This is a genomic window from Pseudomonas sp. GM79 (genome assembly GCF_000282495.1).
In the GTDB taxonomy this organism is placed as follows: domain Bacteria; phylum Pseudomonadota; class Gammaproteobacteria; order Pseudomonadales; family Pseudomonadaceae; genus Aquipseudomonas.
In genome coordinates, this window is the sequence record NZ_AKJE01000071.1 from 1 (window position 1) to 1,021 (window position 1,021).

The window sequence follows — 1,021 nt, forward strand, 5'->3', positions numbered from 1 at the left end:
GCCAAGTTGTTGAAAGCTGTTGTCGACAAGGAACAGCCTCAGCTGGTGATCCTCGGCAAACAAGCCATCGATAGCGACAACAACCAGACTGGCCAGATGCTCGCTGCATTGAGCGGCTACGGTCAGGGCACCTTCGCTTCGAAAGTCGAAGTGTCCGGCGACAGCGTTGCTGTGACCCGCGAAATCGACGGCGGTGCGCAGACGGTTTCCCTGAAACTGCCGGCCATCGTCACCACCGACCTGCGTTTGAACGAGCCGCGCTACGCGTCTCTGCCAAACATCATGAAAGCCAAGAAGAAGCCTCTCGAAGTGCTGCCTCCGGACGCTTTGGGCGTTTCCACCGCCTCCACCAACAAGACCCTGAAAGTCGAAGCGCCGGCTGCACGCAGCGCGGGTATCAAGGTCAAGTCGGTGGCTGAACTGGTCGAGAAACTGAAAAACGAAGCGAAGGTAATCTAAATGACTATCTTGGTTATTGCTGAACACGACAACAAAGTACTGGCCCCGGCCACGCTGAACACTGTGGCTGCTGCCGCCAAGATCGGTGGTGATATCCACGTTCTGGTTGCAGGTCAGGGCGCTGGCGCCGTGGCTGAAGCCGCGGCGAAAATCGCTGGTGTGGCCAAAGTGCTGGTGGCCGACAACGCCGCTTACGCTCACCAGTTGCCGGAAAACGTTGCGCCGCTGGTAGCCGAGTTGGGCAAGGGCTACAGCCACATTCTGGCTGCCGCCACCTCCAACGGTAAAAACATCCTGCCGCGCGTTGCCGCAAACCTGGACGTTGACCAGATCTCCGAGATCATCTCGGTCGAAAGCGCTGACACCTTCAAGCGCCCGATCTACGCCGGTAACGCCATCGCTACCGTTCAGTCGAACGCTGCGGTCAAAGTGATCACCGTGCGTGCCACCGGTTTCGACCCGGTTGCCGCTGAAGGTGGTTCGGCTGCCGTTGAAGCGGTTGCGGCTGCTCACGACGCTGGCACTTCGAGCTTCGTTGGCGAAGAACTGGCCAAGTCCGATC

General features: G+C 59.2%; 1 protein-coding gene and 1 pseudogene. Both read left to right on the plus strand.

The features are described 5' to 3' along the window. The coding region (locus PMI36_RS11035) for an electron transfer flavoprotein subunit beta/FixA family protein (protein ID WP_008073141.1) at positions 1-459 on the plus strand (459 nt) is incomplete at its 5' end. Further along, a pseudogene (locus PMI36_RS11030) lies at positions 460-1,021 on the plus strand (electron transfer flavoprotein subunit alpha/FixB family protein); the annotation flags it as partial.